This window comes from Aurantimicrobium minutum (assembly GCF_029894165.1).
GTDB classification, from domain to species: Bacteria; Actinomycetota; Actinomycetes; order Actinomycetales; family Microbacteriaceae; genus Aurantimicrobium; species Aurantimicrobium minutum_A.
Window position 1 is genome coordinate 1,374,770 of sequence record NZ_JARXXU010000001.1, and the last position, 16,609, is coordinate 1,391,378.

The 16,609-nt window shown below is 56.6% G+C and carries 16 protein-coding genes; all 16 read right to left on the reverse strand.

The window, feature by feature from the left end; genetic code table 11:
- Positions 1-7 precede the first annotated feature (7 nt).
- Positions 8-886 (reverse strand): RNase adapter RapZ, encoded by an 879-nt coding sequence (rapZ, locus tag M2119_RS06900; protein WP_280804198.1) that lies wholly within the window; start codon positions 884-886, stop codon positions 8-10.
- Positions 887-995: 109 nt separating this feature from the next.
- Positions 996-1,916, reverse strand: coding sequence for an RluA family pseudouridine synthase (locus tag M2119_RS06905; protein WP_280804473.1), 921 nt, complete (start codon positions 1,914-1,916; stop codon positions 996-998).
- Positions 1,906-2,544 carry a signal peptidase II gene (gene lspA, locus M2119_RS06910; RefSeq protein ID WP_280804199.1) on the reverse strand — a complete coding sequence of 213 codons (639 nt, stop codon included), beginning with the start codon at positions 2,542-2,544 and terminating at the stop codon, positions 1,906-1,908. The genes M2119_RS06905 and lspA overlap by 11 nt, the downstream gene beginning before the upstream one ends.
- Positions 2,545-2,549: 5 nt before the next feature.
- Positions 2,550-3,116 (reverse strand): DivIVA domain-containing protein, encoded by a 567-nt coding sequence (locus tag M2119_RS06915; protein ID WP_280804200.1) that lies wholly within the window; start codon positions 3,114-3,116, stop codon positions 2,550-2,552.
- A 119-nt stretch (positions 3,117-3,235) separates the two neighbouring features.
- The gene (locus M2119_RS06920) at positions 3,236-3,529 is read right to left on the reverse strand and encodes a YggT family protein (RefSeq protein ID WP_280804201.1); all 294 of its coding nucleotides are present in this window, start codon (positions 3,527-3,529) and stop codon (positions 3,236-3,238) included.
- A gap of 39 nt (positions 3,530-3,568) precedes the next feature.
- Positions 3,569-4,021, reverse strand: coding sequence for a cell division protein SepF (locus M2119_RS06925; protein WP_280804202.1), 453 nt, complete (start codon positions 4,019-4,021; stop codon positions 3,569-3,571).
- Positions 4,022-4,058: 37 nt separating this feature from the next.
- A complete protein-coding gene (locus tag M2119_RS06930; RefSeq protein ID WP_280804203.1) occupies positions 4,059-4,763 on the reverse strand; it encodes a YggS family pyridoxal phosphate-dependent enzyme in 705 nt (234 codons plus the stop codon).
- A gap of 6 nt (positions 4,764-4,769) precedes the next feature.
- A complete protein-coding gene (gene ftsZ, locus M2119_RS06935) occupies positions 4,770-5,951 on the reverse strand; it encodes a cell division protein FtsZ (protein ID WP_280804204.1) in 1,182 nt (393 codons plus the stop codon).
- A gap of 139 nt (positions 5,952-6,090) precedes the next feature.
- On the reverse strand, positions 6,091-7,224 hold the full coding sequence (locus tag M2119_RS06940; RefSeq protein WP_280804206.1) for an FtsQ-type POTRA domain-containing protein: 1,134 nt from the start codon (positions 7,222-7,224) through the stop codon (positions 6,091-6,093).
- Between the two features lie 6 nt (positions 7,225-7,230).
- Positions 7,231-8,628 (reverse strand): UDP-N-acetylmuramate--L-alanine ligase, encoded by a 1,398-nt coding sequence (murC, locus tag M2119_RS06945; protein ID WP_280804207.1) that lies wholly within the window; start codon positions 8,626-8,628, stop codon positions 7,231-7,233.
- Positions 8,629-8,679: 51 nt separating this feature from the next.
- On the reverse strand, positions 8,680-9,783 hold the full coding sequence (locus tag M2119_RS06950) for a UDP-N-acetylglucosamine--N-acetylmuramyl-(pentapeptide) pyrophosphoryl-undecaprenol N-acetylglucosamine transferase (protein ID WP_280804208.1): 1,104 nt from the start codon (positions 9,781-9,783) through the stop codon (positions 8,680-8,682).
- Positions 9,780-11,039 carry a peptidoglycan glycosyltransferase FtsW gene (locus tag M2119_RS06955; protein ID WP_280804209.1) on the reverse strand — a complete coding sequence of 420 codons (1,260 nt, stop codon included), beginning with the start codon at positions 11,037-11,039 and terminating at the stop codon, positions 9,780-9,782. Before M2119_RS06955 ends, M2119_RS06950 begins: the two co-directional genes overlap by 4 nt.
- Complete coding sequence (gene murD, locus M2119_RS06960) at positions 11,014-12,513, reverse strand: UDP-N-acetylmuramoyl-L-alanine--D-glutamate ligase (protein ID WP_280804210.1); 1,500 nt, start codon at positions 12,511-12,513, stop codon at positions 11,014-11,016. The genes M2119_RS06955 and murD overlap by 26 nt, the downstream gene beginning before the upstream one ends.
- Before the next feature lie 11 nt (positions 12,514-12,524).
- Entirely contained in the window at positions 12,525-13,619 is a 1,095-nt protein-coding gene (mraY, locus tag M2119_RS06965) for a phospho-N-acetylmuramoyl-pentapeptide-transferase (protein WP_280804211.1), read from the reverse strand.
- Positions 13,616-15,022 carry a UDP-N-acetylmuramoyl-tripeptide--D-alanyl-D-alanine ligase gene (locus M2119_RS06970; RefSeq protein WP_280804212.1) on the reverse strand — a complete coding sequence of 469 codons (1,407 nt, stop codon included), beginning with the start codon at positions 15,020-15,022 and terminating at the stop codon, positions 13,616-13,618. Before M2119_RS06970 ends, mraY begins: the two co-directional genes overlap by 4 nt.
- Positions 15,019-16,581, reverse strand: coding sequence for a Mur ligase family protein (locus M2119_RS06975; RefSeq protein WP_280804213.1), 1,563 nt, complete (start codon positions 16,579-16,581; stop codon positions 15,019-15,021). Before M2119_RS06975 ends, M2119_RS06970 begins: the two co-directional genes overlap by 4 nt.
- Positions 16,582-16,609: the final 28 nt, after the last annotated feature.

Genomic DNA, 16,609 nt, shown 5'->3' on the forward strand with positions numbered 1-16,609 from the left:
TCGGGCGCTATTCGCGGCCGAAATCTCTGTGCTTGATGCGAACCACCACGCCGGGCAGTTTCTCGAGTCGCGTGGCGAGCTCCTCAGTCAGCGCAACGGAGCGGTGCTTGCCTCCGGTGCAGCCAATTGCGATGGTGGCGTGGCGCTTGTTCTCGCGTTGATATCCCGCCAGAACTGGTTCGAGTGCCTTGGCGTAGGTTTCAACGAATTCCATAGCGCCAGGTTGCCCCAGGACATAGTCCGAAACGTCTGAGTCCATGCCGGTATGACCGCGGAGTTCCGGAACCCAAAAAGGATTGGGCAAGAAACGACCATCAGCAATAAGATCAGCATCCGTGGGAGTGCCGTATTTGAACCCAAAGCTCATCAGGTTGAGGCGAACACCCGCAGTGTCCTCTTGAGCGAATTGTTCGGTGATCAACGTGGAGAGCTGGTGAATGTTTAAGTCGCTCGTATCCACGACGATGTCGCTGCTTTCACGCAGTGCCGTCATGCGGGAGCGTTCAGCCAAGATGCCATCCAGAATCGTGCCATCGCCTTGCAGAGGGTGGGGCCTGCGCACGGATTCAAAGCGACGCACGAGTGAGGCATCGGTGGCGTCTAAGAACAGAACGCGCACCACGGTCTCATCGGGCATGGATTGGATGATTTCTTGGAGGTTCTCGAAGAAGTCACGACCACGCACGTCCACAACGGCAGCAATCTTGGGCAGGTTGCTGCCTGCCTTATCTGCCAGTTCCACCAGGGGGCGCAGCATCTGCGGTGGGAGGTTATCCACGACATACCAGTCGAGATCCTCCAGCGCGTTACCGACCGTGGAACGACCCGCACCAGACATACCGGTGACGATGAGCACTTCCTGCTTTTGGCGGGATTGCTCAGGCATGGTCACTTCCTTGAAATCTGGGGCGTGTTACGGCGTGTCGTTCTAGCGTAGTCATATCCGACACGCCGGAAAACTCCAGAGGCATAAACCCTGTGGCAGTGCTTGAAGGTTAACCCGCGGCGAGAATGTCGAGTGCGTGTTGCAAGTCGGCGGGATAGGGAGAGACAAACTCGACATACTCGCCCGTGGAGGGGTGCACAAAACCAAGCTTGTGGGCATGCAGCCACTGACGTGACAATCCCAAACGGGAACTGAGTGTCGGGTCCGCGCCATAAAGGCTATCTCCCACGCAGGGGTGTCGCTGTGCTGCCATGTGCACACGAATCTGATGAGTTCGACCGGTTTCCAGCTTGATTTCCAGCAAAGACGCGAAGGGGAACGCTTCTTGCGTTGTGTAGTGCGTCACCGCGTGCTTGCCATCGTTCGTGACGGCAAATTTCCAGTCCGAACGTGGATGACGGCCAATGGGAGCATCAATGGTGCCAGCGAGAGGGTCTGGGTGGCCCTGCACGACGGCGTGGTAGATCTTGTTGACCTCTCGGTCATGGAAGGCCTGCTTGAGGGCGCTGTAGGCCTTCTCGCTCTTCGCAACAACCATCAGGCCTGAGGTACCTACATCAAGCCGGTGAACAATCCCCGCGCGCTCTGCGGCCCCGGAGGTCGCAATGGTGAAGCCAGAAGCCGCCAGGGCGCCCAAGACAGTGGGGCCCTCCCAGCTTGCGGCAGGGTGAGCAGCCACACCCACGGGCTTGTCCACGACCACAAAGTCTTCGTCGTCATAGACAATGCCGAAATCAGGAACCATCATGGGAATGATCTCAGGCCCGCGCTTTTCTTCCCACTCCACGGTGAGAGTAGCTTCAGCCCGGAGCTTGTCAGATTTACCCAAGGTCATGCCGTTTTGCTGAACTCCGCCAGCTTCGGCTATCTCTGCCGCTTGGGTTCTGGAAAAACCAAAGAGTCGGGCAAGTCCCGCATCAACACGAACACCATCTAGTCCGTCAGGTACCGGTGTGGATCTAGTCTCCACTGCTACCACCATCCGCACCAGAATCACCAGGCGTACTGGGGTGGACATCGGAACCAGTAGATGCAGTGATCAGCGTGCTCTCTTCTTTGCCTGAGCGAGAGGTCTTCTTCTTCCGTGGCTCACGGGTTCCATCCAGACGGATACCCAGAACTGTCAACAACACCAGCAAAATCATGCTGGAGACAATGGCCATGTCCGCCACGTTATAAATAGCAGGCATCATCCAGGGGGTAGAGATGAAGTCGATAACGTGACCGTTACCCACCACCACAACACCATCCCCGTTGGGCTTTGTTAGGCGATCGGTCAGGTTGCCGAGAGTTCCGCCCAACAAAAGGCCAAAGACCAATGCCCACGCAATCGAACGAATGCGCTTGGCAAACACGATGATGACCACGGTGATGACCGCAGCCAAGATGGTGAAAATCCAGGTGGACCCAGATGCCATCGAGAACGCAGCACCGGGATTACGCACGAAATAGAAGTGCAGGAAATCTCCCAGGACAGGTTTACTCACGCCCTCTTCGAGAGTGTTGATCACCCAAAGTTTGCTCAGTTGATCAGCGGCATAAATAACGGCCGCGGCAACACCGAGTAAAACTAATACAGCCCAAACGGGCCGCTTCACTGCCACTACTTAGCGTCTGGCGCGCCAGAAGCGTCGAGCTCATCGAGCTCGGTCAGCTGGGTAGTGATGTAGGTGCGCAGCTTCTCGCGGTATTCCTTCTCGAAACCAGCGAGTTCAGCAATGCTGGCCTGCAACTTGGACTTGTCCTTCTCGAGGGTGCCCAGCTGAGACTTCACGGTGGCTTCTGCTTCAGAGACGAGGCGGGTTGCGGTCTCGTGACCTTCTGCGATGAGTGCATCACGCTTCTCGACACCTTCGCGGACATGCTCTTCGTGCAGGCGACGTGCGAGGGTGAGGAGGTCGTTTGCGCTTGCGGTAGCGGCAGAATCGTCGACAACAGCAGCAGGTGCAGGAGTGCTGGCGGGGCGGGCTGGTGCACTGCCCTCGGAGCCGTCAAGACGCGCTTCCGCAGCTTCTAGCTTGGTGCGCAGTTCTTCGTTCTCGGCGCCGAGGCGGCGGAGCTCGACAACGATTTCATCGAGAAAGTCATCGACCTCATCCTGGTCGTATCCTTCGCGGAACTTCGTCTGCTGAAAGCGCTTGTTTACTACGTCTTCTGGCAGTAATGCCATGGCGTGCCATCCTCAAGTGAGTGATACAAAAAATTGTTGTCGGTGGAGACAACTTTCCTAACGCTACCAAAATACTGCGAGCGGGTGGAAACCCCTGGTGAGATTCTGAGTAACCGAACTTACAAAATCGTGATGTATTCGGCGATATACATCGCAACGATGGCGGCCAACATCACCACTGTCCAACCGAAATCAAGTGCAATTTGGCCGATGCGAACGGGTTTAATAAACCGGCGAACAAATTTCAGGGGTGGATCGGTCAGCGTGTAAATGATGCCACTGAGAACGAGGAAGACGGACGCTGGACGCCAACCAGGTCGCATCGAACGGATGAAATCAAATATTAAACGTCCCCACATGGCAAAAACAAACACCAGGAGGGCGTAATACAAAATGGTGCCGATGATGAACATGGTTTCACCTCACGAGCAATGCCACGAAGTGGCAGAGCTCTACTCGCCGAAGAACGTAGTGTCGACTTCAGCAGTTTCAGCTGCTGCATCACCAGAAACGGCAACGTGTGCGGGAGAAAGCAGGAATACCTTGCTGGTCACGCGCTCGATCTTGCCGTAGAGACCTTGTGACAGGCCGGAAGCGAAGTCAATCAGACGACGAGCGTCGGTCTCGGTCATCTGTGAGAGGTTCATGATGACGGGAACGCCTTCACGGAAGTTCTCTGCGATGACTTTTGCGTCGGAGTACTGCTTGGGGTGGACGGTCACGATTTCGTTCATATCGCTAGCTGCCTGGTTCTTTGCGGTGTTGCGGCGAAGGGGGGTTACCTGTGCGCGTCCAGCGGAGACAGGGGCAACCTGGGGGGTTGCAGCGTAGGCGGGGGCGTCGTAGCTCGTGTCCTCATCAGCGAGACCGAGATAGACCATGGTCTTCTTGAGTGGGTTGGACATTGAGTACCTCCAGTTGGAAAAAGCTTCTTAAGTGAGATTAACCGGCAACAGGCCCGTTACCCGTGATTGCCGAGCCAATTCGTAGGTGTGTCGCGCCTTCTGCGATCGCTTCGGCATAATCGTGAGACATGCCAGCAGAAATATAGGTTGCGGTGGGGATCACCGAGCGCACTCGGTCTGAGGCAGCACGAACCCGGGCAAAGGCTACTCGAGGCTCCTCCTCCAGGGGCGCAACCGCCATGACGCCCCTTAAGTTCAGGCTGGGTTCCGCTGCCACGAGCTCCGCAAGCTCCACCACATCAGCAGGCTGGACTCCTCCGCGGGCCGGGTCCTGGGTGAGGTTGAGTTGCACAAAACAATCCAGTACGGGTACGACGTTGAGTTCTGGTTCTCCACTGGGAGTAAATGCTGCGTTTCCGAGCGCCGTCACGAGGCTGGAGCGGTCGACTGAGTGCACTACGCTGGCATATTTGCGAGCAGCACGGGCCTTATTGGACTGCAATTGCCCAATAAAGTGCCAGGTCAGATCTAACTCTGCGAGTTCAGCTGCTTTCGCTTCAGCTTCCTGGTGGCGGTTTTCGCCGACATCCCGGACGCCAAGATCGTAGAGATCTCTGACGAGCTGTGCAGGATGGAATTTGGTCACCACAATCATGGTGATGTCTTTCTCATCACGGCCAGCACGCGTGGCGGCATCTGAGATGCCCTCGGTGACGAGCGCTAGACGCTCGGCGAGGGACATCGTGACCTACTTGAGGAAGTCGGGGATGTCGAGGTCGTCATCCTCGTCTACATAGGAGGGAGTGACCGAAACATGCGAGTTGACGGCAGGAGTTGACAGCACAGCAGCAAGCTCATCATCGGCGAATACACCCGTGGTTGAGGTCACTACTGTCTCTGAATAGATGCTCTCACCGGCTGGGAGAACTGAGCCGGTATCAGTTGAGGTAAATGCACGACGTGGCATGGGCTTGTGTGAAGGTTCTCCGCCATCGAAGCCAGCGGCGATAACCGTGACACGAACCTCATCGCCGAGAGTGTCATCAATGACCGCGCCGAAGATGATGTTTGCCTCGGGGTGAACTGCTTCACCGACGAGTGCGGCTGCATCGTTGATCTCAAAGAGACCAAGGTTAGATCCGCCCTGGATGGAGAGGAGCACGCCACGGGCGCCCTCAATGCTGGCCTCAAGCAGGGGTGAGGCTACGGCCAGCTCGGCTGCCTTGATCGCGCGGTCTGCACCGCGCGAGGAGCCGATACCCATCAGGGCGGATCCAGCGCCCTGCATGACCGACTTCACATCAGCGAAGTCGAGGTTGATCAGACCGGGAGTAGTGATGAGGTCTGTAATTCCCTGAACACCGGCCAGGAGAACCTGGTCTGCGGTGGCAAAAGCTTCCTGGACAGAAATGCTGCGGTCGCTAATTTCGAGCAAACGATCGTTGGGGACAACGATGAGTGTGTCGACCTCCGCACGAAGAGCTGCAACACCGGAATCTGCTTGTGCAGCGCGGCGCTTACCTTCGAAGCCGAAGGGCTTGGTGACGACACCGATGGTCAAAGCGCCAATGGACTTTGCGATCTTTGCCACGATGGGTGCTGCACCCGTTCCGGTACCACCACCTTCACCTGCAGTGACGAAAACCATGTCAGCACCGGCGAGGGCTTCTTCGATTTCTTCAGCGTGATCCTCGGCAGCCTTACGGCCAACTTCGGGGTCTGCACCTGCGCCGAGTCCACGTGTGAGCTCGCGACCAATGTCAAGCTTGATGTCTGCTTCACTGAGCAGCAATGCCTGAGCATCGGTGTTGACTGCGATGAATTCAACACCCTTGAGGCCGAGCTCAATCATGCGGTTGACAGCGTTGACGCCACCACCACCGACGCCGACGACCTTGATCACGGCGAGGTAATTCTGATTCATTGACACGTTATGTCCTCCGCTAGAACCCTAAAGTTCAAGTCGAACCTTAAAGTTATGCTCAGTATGCATTTCTTGATTTGAGAGTAGGTCGGAACCGTGGACTCCCCCGCGCGACACGCCTAGAGAAATCAGAAACCAAAAATTATTAACGAACGACGGCCGTCTTGGGGGACGAAACGTCATACTCGCTGACCGAACCGACGGGGTTCACCGCCAGAAGTTTGGACAGGACGTGATTCTTAAACGCTGCATTCTCTGGCCCACCCCAAAACACGCGAGCTCCCCCGGTCAAAACGAGGGTGACGTCATCTGTGGTTTTCGCAATGACCTGATCAACCTGACCGGCCAGGCTGGAGGGCAGTGATTCCAGCACATCCACTCCTGCACGGAAGCCCGGAGATTGAGTACTGTCTCCCTCGACAGTGAACAACGGGATTCCAGGGATACGTTCCTCGGAATTCTCCATCACCACACCCGCAGGGTCAACCATGGTGAACCCGGTTGCGCTCGGCACATAGCCAATGGGTGAACGCTCCACGATCTTGATAACCAGCGTGTGCGGGGGTGACGCCACCGTGGAATAACTTTTCACCAAGGGCTGTGCTTCAACGGCCTTTCGGACTGAATCCATATTCACCAGCGGCAGGGGCTTATTCATTTCGGGCTGAAGAGCTGTCACAATCTGATCCGCCGGCACACGCGCCGCTCCCTCGACCGTGATCGTCTGCAGGGCCAAAATAGGCGTGAAAACACCTATCCCGACGAAGATCAGAACAGCGACCAGAGAACCCGTAATGGATAACCACATCACTCGACGTCGACGCAGGTGAGCGGTAAAGCGACGAACTTCATCACGTTCGAACGCTTTTCGCGCCTTGACCGCTTCTTTGAGCTTGAGTTTGGCCTCGGCGGCATCACGCTGAACCTTGGTCAGACGAGGAGTGCTTTTTTCTCTCACTTTTTTCTCGGGCACTGCCTCGGCACGCGGAGCGAGAGGAACAGGTCGAGGCGGCTGATGGATGGGGCGCCTGGTTCCCTGGATCCGGCTTGTGGGCTCGGTACTCGACGCCGCAGTAACTCGCTGAGCCTTCTTCTCGGCTTTACGCGTTTTGGCCGGCTTCGGGGCCTTTGCTGGCCGAGGGGGCTTTGGGGTCTTCGGCGCCTGTGCAGGCTGAGCTTGTGGGGCGGCCTTCGCGGAAACACCTGGTTGAACTGGTCTCTGGGGTGCACGAGAAGGAAGCGAGGAAGCGCTTCCGGCGGGGCCCTGAGGTCTTTTCATGTGTGACTAGTTTTTCGCCTCGAGAGAGCCGAGAATCTGAGGAATAATGCGGTACACGTCTCCACAACCCAGAGTGATGACGTAATCTCCAGGCTGGGCTATTTTCGCGATGTGGTCAGCGGCAGCTTGCCAGTCTGCAATGAAAGCAACCTTGCTCTGGTCACGAAACTTTTCCGACACGAGTGCCCCGGTCACTCCAGGAACGGGATCTTCCCGGGCGCCGTACACATCGAGAACGACAGTGAGGTCTGCATCATTTTCAAGTGTTTGCGCAAACTCCCCACAGAAGTGCTGAGTGCGACTGTAGAGATGAGGTTGGTGCACAGCAATGATGCGTCCCGATCCCACCACAGTACGTGCTGCCGTCAGAACGGCATTGACCTCGGTGTGGTGGTGGGCATAGTCGTCAAAGACACTCACGTCGCGGCGGATGCCGTGCAGCTCAAAACGACGCTCTGTGCCCCCGAACTCAGAAATCCCCGCGAGGGACGACGCGGGATCAAAACCCAAACCCACCAAAGTGGCAAAAGCACCTGCTGCGTTGAGGGCGTTGTGACGGCCCGGAACGCTCAGCTGTGCGGTGTATTTGGTCCCGAGATACTCCAGAGTGAATGTCACACCACCTGTCGTGGTGTCGATGTGCGCCAAGCGAACATCTGCGTTCGAGGCTTCACCAAAGGTCATCACCTGCGGACCAGAAATCTTGCCTGTGACACGAATGGCACCCGGGTCATCGCTCGAGATCACAACAAGCTCGGTTGCCGCGGAAGCAAAGTCAACAAAAGCCTGGTCGAATGCTTCTAACGAACCGTAGTGGTCCAGGTGATCGGCATCTACGTTCGTAATGAGTGCAACGGCAGTGTTATACAACAAGAACGAACCATCCGACTCATCTGCTTCCACAACGAAGAGTTCGCCCTCACCATAGGCAGAGCTCAGACCATACGACTGCACCACTCCCCCGTTGACAAAGCTGGGATCAGCACCGAGTTCGCGTAAACCTGTGACGATCATGCCGGTCGAGGTGGTCTTACCGTGTGCTCCCGCAACGGAGACTAAACGTGTCCCCCGGGTGAGCCACTCGAGTGCCTGCGAGCGGTGCAAAATGGTGAGGCCCTTCTCCAACGCGAGGAGATACTCGGGGTTGTCCTGCCAGAGAGCACCGGTGACCACCATGGTCTGAGCTTCTCCCACGTTGGCTTCATCGTGACCGATATGAACCGTCACGCCAAGCGCACGTAAAGCTTCGATATTCGACGAGTCGCGCACATCAGAACCCGTCACCGTGATCCCGTTAGAGAGAAAGAGGCGAGCGATTCCGCTCATGCCAGAACCGCCGATACCCACCATGTGCACGGTACCCAAATCGGCAGGGGCAATAACGCGGGGGTCTGGCTTAATCACAGGGCAACTCTCTTCTGTAGTGTGCGCATGCGTGCCACACACCTCGTTCCGTTATAACGCAGAAAGCTGAGCCTTGGCCGATGACAGGGCGGCATCTATGAGATTCATCATGCGCGCAGTTCCGTCCCGCATGCCCACACTGCGTGCCGCCGAGCTCATCTTTTCCAGAGCAGCCTCATCACGCAACAATGGAATGAGTGTCTGGTTCACCCATGAGGCAGTGAAATTCTTGTCTTCTACGAGCACTCCGCCACCAGCCCGGACAACACCGGCAGCGTTGAACCGCTGCTCACCGTTTCCGACAGGGTAAGGCACATACACGGCAGGAATTCCGAGTGCACTGAGCTCTGACACCGTTGCTGAACCCGCACGTGAGACGACCGCAGATGCTGCAGCAAGTGCGAGGTCCATCCGGTCGCAGTAGTCCAGGGACACATAACCGGGAAGATCGGGCAGTTGTGCAGGTTTGTTCTGACCCACAATATGCAGAATCTGATATCCCCCCGCGATGATGTCGGGGGCAGCGGCCGCAATAGTGGTGTTGATGGAACGAGCCCCTTGAGAGCCACTGGTCACGATCAGAACGGGACGATGAACATCGAGTCCGAAATGGTGGCGGGCTGCTGCCTGCGTGGCCGGGATATCGAGAATTTCAATTTCGTGACGCAGCGGCGTGCCCACGGTGGTGGCATGTGGCAAGGGCGTACCCGCAAAGGTCACTCCCACAAACGGGGTGTGACGCGCACCCCACCTGTTTGCTAGACCTGGCTTCGCATTGGCTTCGTGGATGACGTACGGAACGTGTGCGTTGCGAGCGGCCGCATAGGCGGGCGCAGACGCGAAGCCTCCCACACCGATAACAACGTTGACGCCACGAGCTGCGATCAGCGATTCAACTGCCTTAACCGCTTTCGGCCATCCCTTGGCAAACCGAAAAGCTGCAGGTATGAGGTTTCGTGGACGAGGAAAAGGAATACGTGGAATTGTGACCAGTTCATAACCTCGAGCTGGCACGAGGGTTGCTTCGAGTCCTTCTGCTGTTCCCACGCAGACAATCTGGGCATCTGGTTCACGGCGGCGAATTTCGTCAGCGAGTGCCAGCATCGGATTAACGTGCCCTGCCGTGCCACCACCGGCGAGGAGATAGCTGGTCATCGTCGCCTACTCGGGGCTTTCTTGAGCGGTTGTTCTTCCTTGGTGAAAGACAACACCACACCAATGGCCAGCAAGGACATGATTAATGCTGAACCACCCGAACTGAGCAAAGGTAACGGAACACCCAGAACAGGAAGCACCCCAACAACCACACCGATGTTGACGAACGCCTGGCCGACAATCCAAATCATGATTCCACCGGTCACGATTCGAACCAGAGGGTCTTGAGCCTGGCGAATGATGCGTGTGAAAGCTACCGCCAAGAGCACGAACAAAAGAATGACGACCATGCACCCAATGAGTCCAAGTTCCTCGCCGATGATGGCAAAGATATAGTCGTTGTCTGCCGCCGGCAGCCAGGACCATTTCGCTTTGGACTGCCCCAGACCTACGCCGAAGATGCCGCCGTTCGCGAGAGCCCACTTCCCATGCAATGGCTGCCAACATGCATTGGTGTAGTCGGTGCAGTTCTCGTTGAGGAAGGACATGATGCGTGCCATGCGGTTGGGACTCACCACGGCCAACATGATCACACCGAAAGCACCCACGATCAGTGGCACGATCACCATTCGAGCCGCGACGCCGGAGAAGGCGATACAACCCAGGATGATGGCGAAGATAATGATTGCTGTTCCGAGGTCCTGCCCCAACAACACAAAAAACATCGCGATATAAATCGGATAGATCGCGAGAAAGATGCGGAAGCTATAGGGACCCACGCGTTTGATGATGGTGGGCAAATGAACACCCAGCCACACCGCAATGGTCAGCTTGATGAGCTCAGAAGGCTGGAACTGAACACCAATATCGAGCCAGTTACGGTTACCACCGGACTCCACACCCAGCGGGGTAAAGACCAGCAGCTGTAACCCAATCGTGGCGAAGAGTGCAATGGTGGCCCATTTGCGATAAAACACGAGAGGTAAGCGACTAATGCCCAGCATGAGCGGAATCGCGATGATTGCGGAACCTGCCTGCGTGAGGAATCCAGCAAAGAATCCGCCATTTTGCAGAAACGAGTCCACGGCCGAGGCAGACAGCACCATAATCAAACCAAGGATCACGGTGAACAAGGTCACTCCGGCAAGGAGATAGAAATTAGGCGACTCTGCGCGGAAAGCTGTTCCCAAATTAAACCTGGTAGCCAAGCCACCAGCACGAGTTTTCTGCGATGCCGCAGGAGTATTCGACCGGGGCGCAGATCGCGGTGAAGCCGCTGGTCTGCGGGTGTTAGGTGTGCGAGGCGGATTCGCCATCCGCCTCACCTCCAACTAAGTCTTGAACGGCCTGGGCGAAGAGGCGTCCTCGCTCGGCATAATCAGTGAACTGGTCCATCGAAGCCGCAGCTGGAGCCAACAACACCACGTCACCGCTGTGTGCTGCTTCTGCGGCCAAGTTCACGGCGTGAACCATGACATCACTAGTGTCATCCGTTCCAACCTCTCGGGCCGTGACCCCGGGCGCGTGTCGTTCGAATGCCGAAAGGACGGGTTCACGGTCAACACCGATGATGATGGCTGCCCGCAGGCGATGCGCGTGCTTCGCGACGAGCTCGTCGATGTTCACACCTTTGAGTAATCCGCCCACAATCCACACAATAGATTGATTCGCCGTGAGGGAAGCGTCTGCCGCATGCGGGTTGGTGGCCTTGGAATCGTCGATCCAGGTGATGTTGCCCACCCGGGCCACCACCTCGTTGCGATGGGCATCTACACGGAAGCTCTGCAGTGCAGAAGAAATAGCTTCGGTGGACGCACCGAAAGACCTGGCCAAGGCACTTGCGGCCAAGATGTTGGCGACGAGGTGAGGAGCCGCAAGTCCGTGTTCTTCGAGTTCTCGAACCGTGGTGATTTCGAGCGCGGTGCTGTGACGATCCTCGAGGAAAGCACGGTCACACAGGATTCCATCCACCACCCCGAAGTCGCTCTTGCCCGGAGCGCCGAGGTCGAAACCAATAGCTCGCGCACCTTCCATCACGTCAGCATTTTCGACCATACGTTCGGTGACTTTATCCGCTTTGTTATAGACGCAGGCAACCTGGGTGTTCTCAAAGATCTTGGCTTTCGCAGCGACATATGCGTCAAAGGAACCATGCCAGTCCAAGTGGTCATCAGCGATGTTGAGTACCGCTGCGGAATAGGGGTGCACCCCCTGCATCCAGTGCAGTTGGTAGCTGGAAAGCTCGACGACTAGGACGTCAAAACCTTGAGGATCACGCACAGCATCCAAGACGGGAACACCGATATTGCCACACGGAGCGACACGGAAGCCTGCTTCGGCGAGCATGGCCGCGGTGAGCTGAACCGTGGTCGTTTTACCGTTGGTTCCGGTAACCATCAGCCACTGCGCGGTGGTCACTTTGTCCCGGACGCGCCACGCCAGTTCGATATCCCCCCAGATCGGAATGTTCCGTTCCGCTGCCCACATCACGATGGCATGGTCAGGGTGATAGCCCGGTGAAACAACTACGAGTTCTGGGTCAAACTCCACGAGTTCGTGAGGATTATCTTCCCCCGAACGCTCTTGCACATAGATCGCTCCGATGACCTCTGTCATCCGAATACGCAGATCATCGGCACCTGCGGCAACGACCATCACCTGAGCACCAAGCTCGGCCAGGGTGTCTGCGACGGAAAAGCCGGTCACGCCCAGACCTAGAACAGCCACGCGCAAACCTGACCAGTCGGCATGCCAACTCGTCAGGGTATTCAGATCACGCGGAGTAGTCATCACTCAGCGGGCTAGCGGGTCAGCCACTCGAGGTAGAACATTCCCACACCGGCGACAACGAACAGTGCGGAAATAATCCAGAACCTCACCACGACAGTAACTTCTGCCCAGCCTTTGAGCTCAAAATGGTGGTGAATCGGTGACATGAGGAAGATGCGCTTGCCTTTGGTGACTTTGAAATATGCGCGCTGCACGATGACAGAACCGGTATCAATCACAAACAGTCCCGCAAGGATGACCAGAAGAAGCTCAGTCTGGCTGAGGATTGCCAGCGCAGCGAGTGCCCCGCCAAGAGCCATCGAGCCAGTATCGCCGAGGAAGATTTGTGCGGGTGAGGTGTTCCACCACAGGAAACCAATCAAACCGCCCACGATGGCTGCGGCCACGATGGCAAGATCCAATGGGTCGCGCACTTCATAACACTTATAGGCAACTTGAGGATCTAATCGACCGCTGAAGCAGGACTGGTTTTGCTGCCAGAAGTTCATAATGACGAAGGAACCAATGGTGAAGATGGAAGCTCCCGTAGCCAAACCATCTAACCCGTCCGTGACATTCACGGCGTTAGAGGTACTCGTCACGATGAGGATAATCCACACCAGGAATGCGGCAATGGCAAGCCAACCACCCAGAGCAGCAAACGTGAAGTGCGTGTTGCGGATGAACGAAATGCTCATCGACGCCGGGGTGATGCCGTTTTCATCAGGGAAGTTGATGGCCAACAGGGCAAAGATCACGGCGACAATAACTTGTCCCAAAATCTTGGGCCAACCGGTCAGACCGAGGGAGCGCTTTTTGTGGGTTTTGATGAAGTCATCAATGAATCCCACCAGACCAAGCCCAGTCATTAAGAACAACACCAGAATGGCCGGCAACTCGATTGTGGAACCCGTCATCCAGGACGCGAGGAAGTAGGAGAGGATGACACCGACCACAACGACGATGCCGCCCATCGTGGGCGTGCCTTTCTTGGCGTGGTGTGCATCGGGACCAATTTCATTGATGAATTGACCCCAGCCAATACGGCGGAAGAGCTTGATGAACACTGGCGTCATCAGCAGGGTGAAGATGAGCGAGAGTGCGCCGGCGAGAAGAAGGGTACTCACGCGTATGCCTCTCCTAGTCGATCACCCAAGAACCGGAGATTCGCCGAGTTCGACGATTTCACCAGAACGATGTCCCCTGCTTTCAGCAGGCTCGATAGGTAATCGTAAGCCTCATCGGGGGTGGAATAGAACTTCGACTCACCATCCCAGGAACCCTCGTTGATGGCGGAGATGTGCAATCGACGAGCGCCATCGCCCACGACCACGAGTTCGTTGATTCCTAAACGCACGATCAGCAGCGCCAGGTTATCCATTTCTTCCCCGGCATACTGGCCCAGTTCAGCCATTTCACCGAGCACTGCAATGGTGCGGTTTTCAGGGCCAGCCACTTGACGCAGGGTTTTCAGCGCAGCTGCCATCGAGTCGGGGCTGGCGTTGTAGGCGTCATTGATAATGGTGATGCCGTGCCCACCCATCAGTTCCATACGCCAATGTTCCGCGCGGGTGATGGACTCCAGTGATGAGACGATGAGTTCCATATCACAACCGAGGGTGAGCGCAACAGCGGTGGCCGCTGCCGCATTCATGACGTGATGTTCGCCCAAAACACTGAAATTCACATGTGCTGTTTTTCCGCCAGGTACATGCAGATCAAAAGAAGTGCCCTGAATGCTGGAGGTGACATCGCTGACACGCACGGTTGCCTCGGCTGCATAGCCAAAGGTGATGACCTCCCCCGGTGCCGCAGGAGCCATCGACATGACGCGTGGATCATCGGAATTCAGAATGGCTATGCCGTGGGCACCGAGCGCTTCTACAAGTTCCCGCTTGGACTCAATCGTGACCTCAACTCCACCAAATTCTCCGGCGTGAGCAAGACCCACCATGAGCACCACAGCAATATCGGGCTGCACCATAGTGGTCAGGCGAGTGATGTGACCGCGTCCACTGGCACCCAGCTCAAGAACCAAATACCTGGTGTCTTCGGTGATTTTCAGCATTGTGATGGGGGCACCCACCTCGTTGTTGAAGGAATCTCGGGGATAAATTGTCGGACCAACCTGAGCACACATCGTGGCAACCAGATTCTTTGTTGTGGTCTTTCCGTTAGATCCGGTAATGCCCACCACGGTGAGGTTTCCGAGGGCACGGACGCGAGCGACGACCTCGGTAGCCAAAAGACCCATGGCAACTACCGTGTCCTCAACCACAATCTGGGGAACACTCGATTCCACCTCGTGATCGACGATCAGAAGTGCTGCACCGTTCTCGAGTGCTGCCGGCACGAAGAGGTGACCGTCGGTCACCTCACCGGGCTTGGCGACGAAAATATCCCCCGGGGTGATCAACCTGGAATCAGTATCCGTGAGCCCCGATACACGTGTGTCCTCGGTTGCAGTACCGGCTAGAACGAGTCTGCCCTGCATCGTGGTGGCAATATCTGCCACGGTCATCGCGATCATGCTGAACGCTCTCCTCGGGGTGGGTAGCCTGCCTCACGCAACGCGTGCTGTATTTCTTCGCGGAAGTTAAACGGGATTTGTTCCCCGGCAACTTCGCGCACTGTTTCGTGACCAGGGCCGGCATAAATAATGGCATCGCCAGAGGAGGCGAGAGAAATTGCGGTGGCTATCGCTGCACGCACATCTGCCACCTCGTGAACTTCTGCTCCCCCAGGGACATCTCTGGCGCCAGCGATCAGGGCCGCGCGAATAAGCGCTGGGTCCTCGGTGCGGGGGTGGTAGTCCGTAATCACCACAACATCAGCACCCTCTGCAGTTATCTGCCCCATCGCATGACGCTTGGTGGTGTCTCTGTCTCCATCTGCGCCAAATAAGAAGACAACTTTGCCGTCTGTGACGTGTCGTACTGCACTCAGCAAACTCGCAAAGGCTCCTGGTGTGTGACCATAATCCAAATAGAACACAGGGCCTGTGTCACCGGAGACAATCTCGGTTCGACCGGGAACAACCACGTCGATACTGCCCGTTGCGCTCAACGCGTGAGCAATATGGTCAAGATCAAATCCTGACTCGACGAGCATCACGATCGCGAGAGCGGCATTCGAAGCCATGAAACTCCCCAGCAGTGGCACAGAAGTACTCAGCTTCCGATTCTCGGGGCCCGTCAGGGTGAACTCAGTGGAACGGGGAGTCTCCTGCGTAACGTGCATACGCCACTGAGCAAATTCCCATCCCACGGAGTCGGGAATCGTGGCCAGAGTTGCGACAGGAATGCGAGAATTCTCCGCAAGACGGATACCCCACTGGTCATCTACAGTCACGACACCTCGTGAGGCACGTTCAGGGGTGAAGAGTTCAGCCTTTGCGGCAAAATAGTCCTCGTAGGAGGCGTAATCATCGAAGTGATCGTGGCTGAGATGAGTAAAGCCCACCACGTCGAAATCGATTCCATCTACGCGGCGTCTACTCAGTGCTTGCGCTGAGACTTCCAGACACACGGCACGGACGGAGTTTTCTTCCATGCGTGCCAACAGGGCATGAAGTTCCGTGGATTCGGGGGTGGTCAAACCACTCACCACAGCCACGTCGCCAATGCGACGTTCTGCTGTGGAGCTCAGCCCGTTCTTGACACCGAGCTGGGCAAGAATCGCAGAGAGGATATAGACCACGCTGGTTTTACCGTTGGTACCGGTAACACCAAAAACAGTGGCATCTAACTCTGCTGAGCGATACACCCACGCAGAAATCTCTCCCATCGCCTCACGGACGTGGGGCACTGTAATAACAGGCAGGCCGCAATCCCCCGCAATCTGAGCACCGGCGTCATCGGTCAACAGGGCAACAGCTCCTGCTTCCCGTGCGTTCTGCGCAAAGCGTGCCCCATGCACCGTGGCGCCGGGAAGTCCCACGAAGATATCGCCTTCGCGCACATCTGAAGTAGTCATGGTGATGCCGGTCACATCAATGCCCTCGAGTGAAACGGACGACGAGAGGGAAAGCTCGTTGACGAGGGAAGCAAGTGCCCGAATGCGAGGATGCTCAGGTCTCAGAGACCCCACAAAAGCACCCACTCGAGCACCACCTTTC

Coding starts and splice junctions, on each gene's coding strand:
- rapZ (WP_280804198.1), bottom strand. CDS start 886: ATGCCTGAGCAATCCCGCCAAAAGCAGGAAGTGCTCATCGTCACCGGT.
- M2119_RS06915 (WP_280804200.1), bottom strand. CDS start 3,116: ATGGCATTACTGCCAGAAGACGTAGTAAACAAGCGCTTTCAGCAGACG.
- M2119_RS06920 (WP_280804201.1), bottom strand. CDS start 3,529: ATGTTCATCATCGGCACCATTTTGTATTACGCCCTCCTGGTGTTTGTT.
- M2119_RS06925 (WP_280804202.1), bottom strand. CDS start 4,021: ATGTCCAACCCACTCAAGAAGACCATGGTCTATCTCGGTCTCGCTGAT.
- M2119_RS06930 (WP_280804203.1), bottom strand. CDS start 4,763: ATGTCCCTCGCCGAGCGTCTAGCGCTCGTCACCGAGGGCATCTCAGAT.
- M2119_RS06940 (WP_280804206.1), bottom strand. CDS start 7,224: ATGAAAAGACCTCAGGGCCCCGCCGGAAGCGCTTCCTCGCTTCCTTCT.
- M2119_RS06950 (WP_280804208.1), bottom strand. CDS start 9,783: ATGACCAGCTATCTCCTCGCCGGTGGTGGCACGGCAGGGCACGTTAAT.
- M2119_RS06955 (WP_280804209.1), bottom strand. CDS start 11,039: ATGGCGAATCCGCCTCGCACACCTAACACCCGCAGACCAGCGGCTTCA.
- murD (WP_280804210.1), bottom strand. CDS start 12,513: ATGACTACTCCGCGTGATCTGAATACCCTGACGAGTTGGCATGCCGAC.
- M2119_RS06970 (WP_280804212.1), bottom strand. CDS start 15,022: ATGATCGCGATGACCGTGGCAGATATTGCCACCACGATGCAGGGCAGA.